This is a genomic window from Virgibacillus kekensis (assembly GCF_042654125.1).
Lineage (GTDB): Bacteria > Bacillota > Bacilli > Bacillales > Amphibacillaceae > Lentibacillus > Lentibacillus kekensis.
On sequence record NZ_JBHSFU010000004.1, the window covers coordinates 667,751 to 680,761 of the forward strand.

The 13,011-nt window shown below is 43.3% G+C and carries 17 protein-coding genes; 4 read left to right on the top strand and 13 right to left on the bottom strand.

The genetic code is table 11. The annotated features are described in order from the left end of the window. The first annotated feature begins 3 nt into the window (after positions 1 to 3). From ACFO3D_RS07450 to ACFO3D_RS07465, 4 genes are read left to right on the top strand one after another with little or no spacing between them, the layout of a single operon-like run. Entirely contained in the window at positions 4 to 246 is a 243-nt protein-coding gene (locus ACFO3D_RS07450) for a gas vesicle protein (RefSeq protein ID WP_390294356.1), read from the top strand. Next, positions 236 to 526, top strand: coding sequence for a gas vesicle protein K (locus ACFO3D_RS07455; protein ID WP_390294358.1), 291 nt, complete (start codon positions 236 to 238; stop codon positions 524 to 526). Before ACFO3D_RS07450 ends, ACFO3D_RS07455 begins: the two co-directional genes overlap by 11 nt. A 15-nt stretch (positions 527 to 541) precedes the next feature. Beyond that, positions 542 to 841, top strand: a complete 300-nt coding sequence (locus ACFO3D_RS07460) for a gas vesicle protein (protein ID WP_390294360.1) — start codon at positions 542 to 544, stop codon at positions 839 to 841. A 14-nt stretch (positions 842 to 855) separates the two neighbouring features. Continuing rightward, positions 856 to 1,272 carry a YtxH domain-containing protein gene (locus ACFO3D_RS07465; RefSeq protein WP_390294362.1) on the top strand — a complete coding sequence of 139 codons (417 nt, stop codon included), beginning with the start codon at positions 856 to 858 and terminating at the stop codon, positions 1,270 to 1,272. A gap of 159 nt (positions 1,273 to 1,431) precedes the next feature. On the opposite strand, the gene ACFO3D_RS07470 is transcribed toward ACFO3D_RS07465, so the two are convergent. From ACFO3D_RS07470 to ACFO3D_RS07530, 13 genes are all read right to left on the bottom strand, one after another. Further along, positions 1,432 to 1,728, bottom strand: coding sequence for a hypothetical protein (locus ACFO3D_RS07470; RefSeq protein ID WP_390294364.1), 297 nt, complete (start codon positions 1,726 to 1,728; stop codon positions 1,432 to 1,434). Positions 1,729 to 2,103: 375 nt separating this feature from the next. Continuing rightward, the gene (gene fabZ, locus ACFO3D_RS07475) at positions 2,104 to 2,523 is read right to left on the bottom strand and encodes a 3-hydroxyacyl-ACP dehydratase FabZ (RefSeq protein ID WP_390294366.1); all 420 of its coding nucleotides are present in this window, start codon (positions 2,521 to 2,523) and stop codon (positions 2,104 to 2,106) included. A gap of 61 nt (positions 2,524 to 2,584) precedes the next feature. Further along, the gene (locus tag ACFO3D_RS07480; RefSeq protein ID WP_390294368.1) at positions 2,585 to 2,938 is read right to left on the bottom strand and encodes a DNA-directed RNA polymerase subunit beta; all 354 of its coding nucleotides are present in this window, start codon (positions 2,936 to 2,938) and stop codon (positions 2,585 to 2,587) included. 53 nt (positions 2,939 to 2,991) lie between these two features. Beyond that, on the bottom strand, positions 2,992 to 3,822 hold the full coding sequence (locus tag ACFO3D_RS07485; RefSeq protein ID WP_390294370.1) for a flagellar hook-basal body protein: 831 nt from the start codon (positions 3,820 to 3,822) through the stop codon (positions 2,992 to 2,994). Positions 3,823 to 3,832: 10 nt separating this feature from the next. Further along, a complete protein-coding gene (locus ACFO3D_RS07490) occupies positions 3,833 to 4,636 on the bottom strand; it encodes a flagellar hook-basal body protein (protein WP_390294372.1) in 804 nt (267 codons plus the stop codon). A 69-nt stretch (positions 4,637 to 4,705) separates the two neighbouring features. Further along, complete coding sequence (gene mreB, locus ACFO3D_RS07495; protein ID WP_390294374.1) at positions 4,706 to 5,707, bottom strand: rod shape-determining protein; 1,002 nt, start codon at positions 5,705 to 5,707, stop codon at positions 4,706 to 4,708. Between the two features lie 338 nt (positions 5,708 to 6,045). Further along, positions 6,046 to 6,954, bottom strand: coding sequence for a glycine betaine ABC transporter substrate-binding protein (locus tag ACFO3D_RS07500; protein ID WP_390294376.1), 909 nt, complete (start codon positions 6,952 to 6,954; stop codon positions 6,046 to 6,048). Positions 6,955 to 7,279: 325 nt separating this feature from the next. Beyond that, positions 7,280 to 7,564, bottom strand: a complete 285-nt coding sequence (spoIIID, locus tag ACFO3D_RS07505) for a sporulation transcriptional regulator SpoIIID (protein ID WP_390294378.1) — start codon at positions 7,562 to 7,564, stop codon at positions 7,280 to 7,282. A gap of 533 nt (positions 7,565 to 8,097) precedes the next feature. Continuing rightward, complete coding sequence (locus ACFO3D_RS07510; RefSeq protein ID WP_390294380.1) at positions 8,098 to 8,241, bottom strand: hypothetical protein; 144 nt, start codon at positions 8,239 to 8,241, stop codon at positions 8,098 to 8,100. Between the two features lie 62 nt (positions 8,242 to 8,303). Next, positions 8,304 to 9,359, bottom strand: a complete 1,056-nt coding sequence (locus tag ACFO3D_RS07515) for an AimR family lysis-lysogeny pheromone receptor (RefSeq protein ID WP_390294382.1) — start codon at positions 9,357 to 9,359, stop codon at positions 8,304 to 8,306. Between the two features lie 224 nt (positions 9,360 to 9,583). Continuing rightward, positions 9,584 to 10,513 carry a peptidoglycan DD-metalloendopeptidase family protein gene (locus ACFO3D_RS07520; RefSeq protein WP_390294384.1) on the bottom strand — a complete coding sequence of 310 codons (930 nt, stop codon included), beginning with the start codon at positions 10,511 to 10,513 and terminating at the stop codon, positions 9,584 to 9,586. A 201-nt stretch (positions 10,514 to 10,714) separates the two neighbouring features. Continuing rightward, positions 10,715 to 11,845, bottom strand: a complete 1,131-nt coding sequence (spoIID, locus tag ACFO3D_RS07525; protein ID WP_390294386.1) for a stage II sporulation protein D — start codon at positions 11,843 to 11,845, stop codon at positions 10,715 to 10,717. Between the two features lie 140 nt (positions 11,846 to 11,985). After that, positions 11,986 to 13,011 (bottom strand): ABC transporter ATP-binding protein, encoded by a 1,026-nt coding sequence (locus ACFO3D_RS07530; RefSeq protein WP_390294388.1) that lies wholly within the window; start codon positions 13,009 to 13,011, stop codon positions 11,986 to 11,988.

Consider the following 13,011-nt stretch of genomic DNA (forward strand, 5'->3'; position numbering starts at 1 on the left):
TCCATGGCAGCACGATCTGAATTTCAAACAAAAGATGTGGCGCTGATTGATGTTCTTGACGCCGTCTTGGATAAAGGAGTCGCCATCAAAGGAGATTTAATTATATCAATCGCCGGGATCGACTTGGTTTACCTCGATCTACGGGTGCTGATTTCCTCGGTTGAAACCTTAATGGAAGCCAAACAGCGGGAGATCAGTTCGGAAAAATTGGACGAGGAAAAGGAGGCGCTAAACCGTGTCATCTAATGAGCTTGCACAGCGCAACAGCCGAATTAACTTGGATGAAAATAATGCCGAGCAGGGGCTGGCTGAACTGGTACTGACGGTGATTGAACTGCTGCGGCAGCTTGTGGAACGTCAGGCACTAAGGCGGGTCGACGGCGGGTCTCTGACGGAAGAGGAAATCGAAAAATTAGGTCTCGCCCTGATGAACCTCGAGGAAAAAATGGACGAACTGAAAGATGTTTTTGGCCTGGATGACGATGATTTAAACATAGATTTAGGCCCATTAGGGAACTTACTGTAACAGGAGGTTGTTAAAATGGCAGCCATTGAACCAGCTTCACAGTCCAATAACCTGGTTGATGTGCTCGAAACAGTTCTCGATAAAGGTGTAGTAATCGCCGGGGATATTCGAGTAGGAATTGCTGATATCGAACTGCTGTCGATTAAGATACGGCTTGTTATCGCTTCGGTCGATAAAGCCAAAGAAATCGGTATGGACTGGTGGGAGTCAGATCCATATCTAAACTCGAAAGCATCTGACGATAAACTGCGGGAAGAAAACGAGGAACTGAAAAAGCGGTTAGAAAAACTCGAAAATCGGTTAGAACATAATTAGAGGAGGAGATTATTTTGGCAGAACAACAACAAAAAATGAACTGGAAGCAGAAAGAAGTAGTTACGGGTGTTGTAGCAGGAGTAGCAGCGGGAGCAGCGACTGCATTGGTTGTAGCCCCGAAGTCCGGAAAAGATTTCCGCAGTGATTTGACCAACCAGGTGAACACTGGAAAAGAACGGTTCGGAAATGCATGCCGTACACAGTTCAGTACGTTGAAAGAAAATACAAGCAAGAAAACACAGCAGCTTAAGAGCAAAATGCAGCGTCAACGTAAAGAAGCACCAGGTGACGGTGCCGATTACAAAAAGGAAAAATACGCTAACCAGAACCCTGGAGAGCTGCATTCCAACTCCATGGCCGATGCACAGGGGGACAACTCCCAGCGCAGTGAAGACCAGGAAGAAAATCCTAAACCTTCAACTACTAATTAAGGTCAAAATCCCCTTGGAAGCAAGGGGATTTTTTGGATACCATCTTGTTTAATTGTGGATTGGATAATAACCAGAATACTGGTATTGCCACAGTTCAGCTATTGTGCCCAGTGACTTTCCTGGTTAACCGGGCACATCGCTTTTCTAATACATAGTGAACTATTCTTCTTCATTCATTGTGTCTTCGTTGGTCCCGCCGTTGGTATCATTTTGGTTGCCAGTAGCGTCATCACCATTGCCACCGTTTTCTTGGTTCATGCCACCATCCTGATTTTGGCCGTCACCCATATTGCCGCCATCCTGGTTATTCTGTTCTCCATTATTCTCTTCTTCCTGATTTAATGGAGCCTCTTCTTCCTCGTTAGCAGGGTCCTGTTGCTCATCAGTACCACATGCTGCAACCAGGGACAATGCCAAAAGTGGTGCACTGATTTTAAATAACCATTTATTTTTCATGTGTTTTCCCTCCTTATGATGTTCACTATCGCCTATAGCTTAACCGTAATTAGGAGGATGATACTCAGTTTTTATATTTGGATAAATATGGATTGTGCAGAGGATGTGTGTCTAATGGTTATTATTGATTTGTGCGCTTTTTGATTTTGATTTTCGTCTCTGTGAGCGGTCATGCGATTTATGACCGAATTGCAAGAGTTTATCACCGGGTTATCGCTGCTCAGCCGTTTTATCACCTAATTATCGACCGGTATCACCGAATTTAGCCGCTTTATCAATCAAATCCAACCCATTTATCGCCGAATCGGGCGCACGTTGGTCCATCAACAACCCCATAAGAAAAAGCAAGCATCCGCTTGCTTTCAACTTGATTACTTATTTAATTGCGAATGTAATTTCTGCTTCACAGGCAACCTCGCCATCAACAGTTGCGACCGCTTTTCCTTTTCCTATCGGTCCCTTAATCCGGATAATTTCAACATCCAGCTTCAGTTGATCCCCTGGTTTCACCTGACGTTTAAAGCGGCATTTATCCAACCCAGCTAGAAAACCGATCTTACCTTTGTTCTCTTCGATGCCAAGTACAGCGATCGCTCCAGCCTGGGCCAGTGCTTCAACAATCAGAACACCTGGCATTACCGGGTAGTCCGGGAAGTGTCCCTGGAAAAATGGCTCGTTGGCCGTAACATTTTTAAGGGCAACAACACGTTTACCTTCCTCAATTTCAGTCACCTTATCAACCAATAGAAAAGGGTACCTGTGTGGGATTGTTTCTTTAATCTGTTCAATATCCATTTGTATCGCTCCTTTATTTTTAATAAAAGGCCAAAAAGCATGCCCGATGATTAGGACATGCTTAATCTCTTTTCGTTACAATATCAATTATGTGCTGCCATGTTTCCATTTCCAATGCGTCACTTGGGTTACCGTTGCCAATCACTCCGTAGCCAATCATTAAACCGGCCGCTAAAGCAGCTGCACAAAGCACAAGCACAACAATAATCCGTGCCCATATCGGGAAAATACGCCGGCGCGGCTTTTTGTTCTTGCGTTTCTCCTGCTTTTGCTTTTTCTTCTGTTCTTTTCGTGTTGCTTTGTCTGAAGATTTTTCAGTCTCGCGCTGTTTTGTAAGTTCTTTCTCCTGATCCGCTGACTGTTGACGGCGGCGAGTCTTTTTCTCTTCGACAGTAGTCTCAGTTTTAGTTGGCATCGTTTGTTTCTCCTTACATCTTTTGTTACTAAGCGCCGGCAAACAGTCCGGTGTTACCGCAGCTGATTGATAAGCCCTGACATTTGATCGCTCATGGAAATGGTTCTGGCATTAAATTGATACGAACGTTGTGTCATAATCATGTCGGTCATTTGCTTGGACATGTCTACATTGGAATGCTCCAAAGCCCCACTTTTCATAATATCTGCATTTGGGTCAACCGCCTGGATTATTTCTCCAAAGTTGAATCCAAGCTCGTTAAGGTCAGGGAGCCGAAAATCATTATTCCCTGTGGCTTCAAGCATACGTGGACGCACTGCTTCCACAACTGCTAGATTACCAGAATTTACCTCAACCCCATTCCGGTTAACCATTACCTGCCCATCAGCAGTAATATTAATGGAATCAAATCCTTCAGCGAAAACAATTGGTCCATTTTCACCCAGCACGGGGTTGCCGTCTTTGGTGGTCAGCATAACATCCTGGTTATTGTTGACCGGACTGAGGTAAAAGGAACCATCACGCGTATACCGTGTTTCCTGTACGCCGTTTTCAGTAACCTGAACCTGAAACAGATGATTTTTTTCAAGCAAAGCAGAATCCAATGCCCGCCCTGTTTCAGCAATCGTGCCTGGTGTTAAGTCTATATTAACAGAACCAAGCTTTGCACCGGTACCAATACGTATTCCATCCGGCGTTACACGTCCCTGCGCATTGGCGGGATCTTTCATGTTATCCATCTGCTGAAAAAGCAGTGAAGAAAAGTCCGCCTGCCGGGTCTTGTAACCATTCGTCTGACTGTTGGCAAGGTTATTCCCGATTAAATCTAGTTTATTTTGCAGCTGGTTCATTGTAACAGCCGCCTGGATAGCCATTCGTGACATTATATACCTCCTATCTTAGACGGCCGATTTCATTAACAGCCTTACCCATACTCTCATCATACGCTTTCAGAACCCGCTGGTTGGTCTCAAACACACGATATGATTCCATCATTTGTGTCATCGACTGAAGCGAATCTACGTTTGAACGCTCAAGCACTCCCTGCTGAACAGAGAAAGTTGCTCCTGCCGGTATAGCACCAGCCTCCCCGCTGAACAAGCCATTACCTTCTTTGGTAAAATCATTGGCGTTCGGTGTATATGCAATACCAAGTGGAATATTCTGACCGTTAGCTTGCAGAACACCATCCTGCGTAACGTTGAATTCCATCCCGTTTGTCTGGACCGGGTTCCCAGCCTGGTCAAGCACATAATACCCTTGCGTGGTTACCAAAAATCCTTGTCCATCGACAGTAAAGTTTCCGTTTCGTGTAAAGCGTTCTTCCCCAGCTTCATTTTGAACAGTGAAAAAAAGACTGCCTGTTTCGTCCGGAAGCTCGCCGTTCACAAGTGCCAGGTCAGTGGTATTGCCTGTTTGCCGAATATCACCCTGTTGATAATTTGGCACTGTTTCATGCACATACGCACCTGTATTCAGGGAACCAATCGGATTTTGCACCGGCAGATTGAACTCCCGGGTTACAGGAAGTTCTTTTCCACCCATCTGCTGCATGAGGAGTTCCGGAAATGCGCGCATAACGGGCTGATCAGCTTTATAACCAGGAGTATTCGCATTGGCAATATTATTCGATAGTGATTCCAGCTGTTTTTGCTGGGCAATCATTCCACTTGCAGCTGTATAAAAGCCTCGCAACAAAACATTCAGCCTCCCTTATATTTTTTACTAAAAAAATGTTTACCCGAAAAGAAATCGGGTATATGGTGTTTAGATTACTTTTTTACGTTCGACACGGTCAATGTTATCAAGCATGATTCCGGTTCCCTTGGCGACACAATCCATAGGATCTTCGGCCATGAAAACAGGAACTTTCAACTCTTCGGCGAGCAGCTGATCAATGCCATGAATCAGCGCTCCTCCGCCAGTCAAAATAACGCCGCGGTCAATAATATCAGCGGATAATTCTGGCGGTGTCCGTTCCAGCACTCGTTTCGCACCCATCGTAATCAGGGAAACCGATTCACGCAATGCTTCCTCGATTTCATCTGAATAAACTGTGATGGTTCGTGGTAGTCCGGAAACCATATCGCGACCACGGATGTCGAGTTCTTCCTTGCGTCCACCTTTAAATACAGTCGCAACAGTGATTTTAATTTCCTCAGCAGTACGTTCTCCAATAAGTAGTTTATATTTCTTTTTTATGTATTGAAGAATTTCGCCATCAAATTTATCCCCGGCCATCTTGATTGATTCGGCAGTTACAATATCACCCATCGACAATACAGCAACGTCGGTTGTACCACCACCGATATCAACAACCAAATTACCGCTTGGCTGGTAAATATCCATACCTGCACCAATTGCAGCGACTTTAGGTTCTTCCTCAAGATAGACTTTTTTGCCACCGGATTTTTCAGCAGCTTCTTTAATAGCCTTTTGCTCGACTTTTGTTATGTTTGTCGGGCAGCAGATTAGCATACGCGGTTTTGATAAAAATCCACGGACGTTTATTTTATTTATAAAATGCTTAAGCATCGCTTCTGTAACATCAAAGTCAGCAATCACTCCATCTTTCAATGGCCGAATGGCTTCAATGTTTCCTGGTGTACGGCCTACCATACGACGTGCCGCTTCGCCGACTTCAAGCACACGGCCTGTCGTCCGATCCATCGCGACCACGGATGGTTCGTTTAATACTATTCCTTTTCCTTTTACGTGAATCAGCACATTGGCAGTCCCAAGGTCGATTCCGATATCCCTGGAAAACATATATAATACCCTCCTTGCTGCATTGCGATTCGTCTCTACGTGAAAACACAATGCTACTAATATAATATTTTACCACAAAAAGCTACATATAACTGTACAAATTGAAAAAAATATGTATTATTTTGTCATCTGGAATTAATAAGGGCGATTTTCACAAACCGCATTTTTGCGTAACCCTTTGATTAGCAAAGATAACCGACCTTTTCTGGCGGCAAACGAGACCTGGAGATTCCTGTTAATCAGGCGGTTTCCTCTTCATATCAGGCGATTTTCGACCAATGTTTTTCTCAGTCACTAAAAAAGACCTGACCTCCGCCTGGAAATCAGGTCTGTGATTCTTATTCTGCTTCGCCGACCCATTTCTTAATCAGGTCTTGATGATTATCAACCCACTTTTGGGCTCCGGCTTGTTCGGATTCAGCTTCGTTGATTGCCGCCATCAGACTTCCAAGCTGCTGATCGTTCAAGATGAAGTTATCAAACCACTTCACAACTTTCGGAAAATCTTCTTCAAGTCCTTTACGTGTCGCATAAGAAATGTTCTCCGAATCGCCGTAAATGTTCTTTGGATCCTCGAGAAGTTTCAAATCCATTTTGGAGAACGCCCAATGAGGTTTCCAAAGTGTTACCACGATTGGTTCCTTATTCTCTATTTTGTTCTGTAGTTCAGCCATCATAGTTGGCTCCGACGAACTGACCAGTTCAAAATCAAGGTTGTATTCTTTGATAACTTCTTCGGTAAGACCCATAATACTTGAACCAGGATCAATTCCGATGATTTCTGACTCAAATTTCTCTTTGTTTGCATTCAAATCTTCAATGCTGTTGATATCTTCCATATATGATGGCACAACCAGCGCCAGGTCAGTCCCTTTATACCAGATATCACGCCAAACGATGTCCTCTTTATATTTTTTATAAAATGGTGCATCGGTGTGTGGCAGCCAGACTTCCATTCCGATGTCAAGGTCGCCACTTTGCAGACCTTCATATAAAATAGCCTTTTCTACTGGCGTAAGCTTGACGTCGTATCCTCGCTCTTCCAAAATTATTTTCCACATATTTGAGACTGCAATATTCTCCGCCCAGTTATTCATACCAATGGAAATGGTACCCTTTCCTGATTGAGTATCGTCGCCGCCATTGTCCGCTGCGTTATCGTTTTCATTATTTCCCCCACCACATGCGGCCAGGACCAGAAGCAGGCTCAACACTGCTAGAACGGCTAATTTTCTTGCGATATTCATCAAATTCCTCCTTTTGAATCTTTGGTGATTACAGGACAGATGCGTTTTATGTATTGTTTGCATTATTCTCCCTGATATTTCACCTTCTATTGTTTACAGAAAACACATAACCATTACTTTAACAGAATTGACTGAAATATCCAAGGGGAACGGATGAAGCTTGTCCAGGCAAACACAGTAAATAACCCGGCCTAATGCAGACCGGGTCGTTCGATGTACGTCTTACCTGTGGAAAAAAATATGGGAAATCTCTCGTCTTAGTGAATAACCACCCCCTTCAAGGTAGGAAGTCACTTTACTTTTCAAGTTTTTTCAGGATAGAGAATTAACCCACCGGTTTAGGGCTGGCTTCTTCCACTTTCGGATCCAGCCGGTATTTTTTGCGTGTTGCTTCACCACCACGGAGATGGCGTATTGATTTGTGATATTCAAGTATGTCCTTCACCTGGTTATAAAGCTCCGGGTTGATTTCCGGCAAGCGTTCCGTTAAATCTTTGTGGACAGTGCTTTTGGAGACACCAAATTCCTTCGCGATCACTCGGACGGTCTTCCTCGTCTCCACGACATATTCACCTATCCTGATAGTCCTCTCTTTGATGTAATCGTGCACACCGTTCGCCTCCCTAAGTTGGATAATTTCCGAGGTGTGGATTGAGACAAGGTGATACATTTTTCATGCTGCTCACTTATCTACCGGATGTGTACTTATGTGCAGGGACTGCTGTATGTTCGTAACGGTCAGGGCACGTTGCCCAGGAATTTATGTAATGAATAATGGTATGGTTGAGTAGATGGGAAGCTACACAAGCTCTCACCTCAGACGTTTCTGAATGCTTGGTTTGTAACATTTTATTACGGCTGGGCAATGATTATGATTAAAATTGCATCTTTCAGAAAAGAGGACAAGAAGTATTTTTAGAACGGAGATTTACTGTACGGGCAAATTTTGAATCCGGAGAATGAATTTTAGAAGCGGATTGACGGTTAGGAGTGATTGAAGCACCAAAAAAGCCTGGATTTCTGCCAAAGGTGGTAGGCAAATATCCAGACTTTCATGTTATCCTGATGCACTGATGCACATGTTGAATATTAAAAAATAGGGTTTCCCGGTCAAACTCACTTTTCCACTACTTGTACACTTTTTTAAACGTAATCTTTCATGGGTGCGTCTACATCGCCCAAACCTGGGTCAACGAGCATAAGAGGTTCAGATGGGAGCTCAAAAGAAGTTAAACAGCCAAAGAATGCTATTGATAAAACAGTAACAACTGCAAATACTTTTTTCAATTTATTGCCTCCTTTGAACATTGATTCCAGGGAACCCTATTTTTTACAAAGAAAGAAATGCTTTAAGCCTTCATGGTTGGAGTTCCACCCATTTCCTTAAGTGCTTTCAATGGAAGTCTGCTGAAGAAATAGTCACTCCGTTTTTCCACAAAGTTGTTATAAGCCTGCAGGAGAATGTTCTTATCCTGTCTGGCCATGCCCAGATAGTAAATTCCAAATGGGCTGTCTATCGTTATGTTACTTAGAATCTCATCTGCCTTTTTGAGATTACCTTTTGCTATTTCTATGTGTGCCTGCTCACTGAGGTCTGGGGTGGAGATGCCGTCTACTTCTTTGAAATGTGCAGCTATGAAGGGAATATTATTTTCTTCTATTATTTTTATCATTTTAGGAAGGTTATGTTTTTTAGCTATTTTCAGTGCTTCCTTTGTATGGTGCATGGACTGAAAATAGGAATCAAATATATAGGTCAACCCAAGTTTTACATGAATGCTCGCCATTGTAGCCGGATTCCTTGTTCCGTTCAGCTGACGGAAGGCATACTTTCTGGCTATGATAAGTTCATTACCGAGCCAGAAATAGATAAACAAATACTGGTATAAACGCATATTAAAAAATGATAAAAGAAATCTGTCTTCTATCATTTCGAATAAATATTGATGCTTGTCAAGGAAGTTTCCAATTTCTCTATATTCATTCAAGTCATAGTAGGCGGATATCTTCAAAAACTCGATTAACAGTTTCAGTTCCATTTCATCCGTTTTCATTCTTTCAGCCTGCCGCAAGATTTCCCTCGGCGGATAGCGTTTGTCTTTCCGGTCCATTGTCAGTTGGTAAACCCGTGCCCAATCCCTGTTAGAAGGATTTTCAGATAGCATATTCTTTGCGATAAGCTGTTTAAGGTCTTCGTAATGTCCGTTCATGTAAAGGAATTCCATGCCTTTTTTGCTGATTTCTTTTGAGGTTGAATGCAGGCAGAATTGCCGCATCAGCTTCTCTGCAGTCTGATCGTCGTGGTCCTGCCTTAATATCAGCATAACCTGCTCCAGTGTGAACTGGTTATTACCTGCTAGTAATATATTTGTCTCGGGCATTAAGTCTTGCTTTGAGAAGCCCATTAGCAACTCGTCCTCCTTTCACCGCTTTATTACCTTCATATTGCACAGTCAGCGAAAGATCGTTTTCCATTACTTCACCCTCTACAAGTTTCTCTGATATTTGCTATTTTATCATATTCTCAGACAATTTGGGCATAAATCGTTCGACAATTTTTTTAAAACATGTTATTCTGGAAACAAAAAAGTAACCCCAGTTGTTTACTGGGGTTTAGTGGTAAAACTTATTATTCGTTTGTGGTTGAATCTGTTGTATCGTCAGATGAGTTACCCTCGTCTGCAGCAGGATCTTCCTGCTCATCAGCAGATTCATCACTTTCTGTATCGTCTGAAGGGTCGCTATTTCCTTCTTCTTTACTTGCGTCTGATTTCTGTTCTTCAGTAGTTTCTTCGGATGCTGCATCTTCGCCTTCCGCATCTTCAGTTGCTGAACTGTCATCAGTACCAGCTTTTTCTTCATCAGTCTCTGAATCGATCAGATTGCTCAGTGGCTGATTAAAGAACTCTTCCGGGTTTACTGCCTTATTGTCTTTTCTGATTTCGAAATGAACGTGAACGCCACTTTCCTGTCCGAAAACACTCTGTCCTGCAGTACCTAGAACATCACCCTGTGCAACTTCATCTCCAGCCTGTACGTTTACTTCATCCAGACTTGCATAATGTGTAACTACCTCATTTTCATGTGACAGTGTTACCACATTGCCAAGCAGCGGATCTTCTTTTACTTCAGCCACGGTTCCACTTAGAGATGCCATTACATCAAATGACTTACCGTCAGCGGCTGCAATGTCGATACCTGTACTTTGGTAGAATCGGTTATTATAAACTACCAAAGCCTGCTCTTGAGCTTTTTGTTCTGCGTCGTAATCGTAGAATTTAGTTACAATTTCTGCTTGATCCGGATTTGCGACAGGCATCTGAATAACTTCCTGCTGGTTCAAAACAGATTGCGCATCCTGTGTATGTTCCTGTGGTGTATAATTTTCTGCATCCTGTTGTTGCTGTGACTCCTGCATTTGGTTATCCAGGTTCTGATACCAAACCACTACAGAAAGCAGAACCGCTGCAATCGTCAAGTAAACCGCTGGAAAAAACCACTTCTTGCGGAAAATTCGACTCCACTTATTTTTTGGAGTACCATTGTTTTCCTCTTTCATATGTCATCACCTCAACAACCATTCTGAGCAGAAAAAGTGATTTATATACATTTATTGAAAAAAAATTCACGTAAAAACGCATTTTTTGAATGATTGAGGGTAAAGTAAGCGTTTAGAAGCGGTTGGGAAAAGAAATCTGGCAGTAGGATTAAGCATAAAAGAAGCCCTGTCACATGTGTCCATGCGCCAGGGCTCTTCAAATTATTTTGCCACAAGTGTTGGGGCAGTCTCATTGACGGTACTTACTTCTACCCCTTGATAATAATATGTCACGATTTCCTTATAAGTCTTTCCCTCTTCCGCCATTCCATTTGCACCATACTGACTCATTCCGATTCCATGACCGTATCCTTTTGTTTGGAAAATCAGGTGGTCATTTTTCTGTTCAATCGTAAAATCACTCGACCGCAGTTTCAGCGTCTCACGAACCTGACGCCCGGTAAATGTTTCGCCGGCTACTCCCAGCTGGGCGACACGGTTCCCTTCTGTGCGTGATATTTCAAAGGAAAGGGTTTTATTTTCCGGAAGGTCAACGCCAAGCAAATTTGCAACCTCGCTGACTTTGAAGATTTTCTGATCAAGGTATTTGGGCGAATTTTCATCCCAAGGACTCTTTACACTCCGCAAATAGGGAACTTTATTTTTCCAGTAATCCTCCGAGTTTTCTGTGTACCCGTTACTTGTTGAAAAGAATGCCGGCGTGATTGGTTCTCCTTTATATGTGAGAATCTCACCTTGTGTTTCGGCGACTGCTTTCTTGATTTTGTTCATTTTCCAATTATAATCACTGCCCCACAGCTTTCTGAGCTCTTTCTCATTATGATAAACCTGATCATTCACTGTATCGGTCACCTCAGAATCCGCGGCCTTACCATTATGAAGAACATGGTCGACAATGTACGTCCGTGCAGCGAGCGCCTGCGCTTTTAATGCTTGCAACTCAAATTCTGCCGGCATTTCAGAGGCCACTACACGCGATACATACGTCTCAAGCGGAACATTCTCTACCTCGTCTGAGCCCGCCCGCATGACCGCTACGGAAAACGGAGATTCGCCAAGTTTAATTGCCGTTTTCGTTGCCTCTTTTTCGACGGTAACATCCTGCTCCTGTCCTTCATTTACATATGGAACAACAACCAGCGTTGGAATAACTAGAATAATGATGATTAAGGTTGAAAAAAATAGGATGCCCGGTACTTTCCAGGGTGCAGATGACTTGGTGGGGAAAGGGTGCTTTTTTCTCTTTTTCTGAAGCTGCTGAAGTGTATTATGTTTGCGCTGCTGTTTCTTCTTTTTCTTGAGCAATTCCGTAATGTTCTTATTCTTTTTCATTCACTGCCTCCCTGCCTTTTCGAAATTTTCTTTTCTAGCATTCCTACTATTAAATTTATACAGTTAGAGAAAACAATAGAACCTCTATAACTAAAAAAAGCCTGTGCATTTTTTTACAATGCACAGACGTTATCTTTTGGTTATGCTTGTACTTTCACGTTACTGTCTTTATTGCTTACCGACTCACGTTCCCGGTCATTCAATGTGTCGTCATAGAGATGACAGGCAACATAATGATCCTTTTCCTGCTCGAGCCATTTTGGTTTCTTCGTGGCGCAAACTTCCATCGCCATCGGACAACGTGTGCGGAATACACAGCCGCTCGGCGGGTTAATTGGGCTTGGCAACTCACCTTCAAGTATGATCCGCTCCCGGTTGTCCTCGATATCCGGATCCGGAATCGGGATCGCGGAAAGGAGTGCCTGGGTATACGGGTGCAACGGCTTCTCATAAAGCGAGGCACTCGAAGTAAGCTCCACCATGTTACCGAGGTACATAACGCCAATTCGGTCAGAAATTTGTTTTACCATGGAAAGGTCATGGGCGATGAACAGGAATGTCAGCCCTTTTTCCTCCTGCAGTTCTTTTAATAGATTTACAACCTGCGCCTGCACGGAAACATCCAGCGCGGATATTGGTTCATCGGCGATAATAAAATCAGGATCAAGCGCTAAAGCACGGGCAATGCCGATCCGCTGCCGCTGTCCGCCACTGAATTCGTGGGGATAACGGTTCGCATGGTCACGGTTCAACCCAACTTCCTCAAGAAGCTGGTACACACGATCGAGTTGCTCCTTTTTATTTTTATAAAGTCCATGAACTTCCATCGGCTCGGAAATAACCTCTTTCACCGTGGAGCGTGGATTCAGCGATGCATACGGGTCCTGAAAAATCATCTGCATTTTCCGGTAAAACTTGAAACGGTCTTTCCCGTCCATATCGTGTACGTTTTCCCCATTGAAAATAACATCGCCTGCTGTCTTTTCGTAGAGTCCCATAATCGTCCGGCCGATAGTTGATTTACCACATCCGGATTCACCAACAAGCCCGAATGTTTCCCCTTTATTGACATGGAACGTTACATCGTTAACAGCTTTTAAGGATGTGTTTCTTCCCATATTAAAATATTTTCGTAAGTCGTTGACCTCTAGTATTTTTTCACTCAT